Source organism: Microbacterium sp. K36, assembly GCF_004794355.1.
Lineage (GTDB): Bacteria > Actinomycetota > Actinomycetes > Actinomycetales > Microbacteriaceae > Microbacterium > Microbacterium paraoxydans_D.
Genome location: NZ_SSDN01000007.1, coordinates 1 through 267 on the forward strand (window position 1 = coordinate 1; position 267 = coordinate 267).

Annotated in this window: 1 protein-coding gene; it reads left to right on the forward strand. The window is 65.2% G+C overall.

Going from position 1 to position 267, the window contains the following annotated elements:
• A partial coding sequence (locus DW296_RS00150; protein ID WP_136050584.1) for an IS66 family transposase occupies positions 1 to 267 on the forward strand: 267 nt, incomplete at both ends.

A 267-nucleotide genomic window follows, 5' to 3' on the forward strand; every position in this document is an offset into this window, starting at 1 on the left:
GAGAAGCTGGACTACACGCCGGGCACGTTCACCGTGGAGCGTCACATCCGCGGCAAATGGGTGTGCGATCAGTGTGAGACGCTGGTGCAGACGCCGGTGCCACCCCACGTCATCGACAAAGGCATCCCGACGGCCGGACTGCTGGCACATACGCTGGTGTCCAAGTTCGGCGACCACCTTCCCCTGTATCGGCAGGAGCGCATCTATGCGCGCGCCGGTCTGGCCATCCCGCAATCGACACTGGGCGCGTGGGTGGGCATCTGTGGC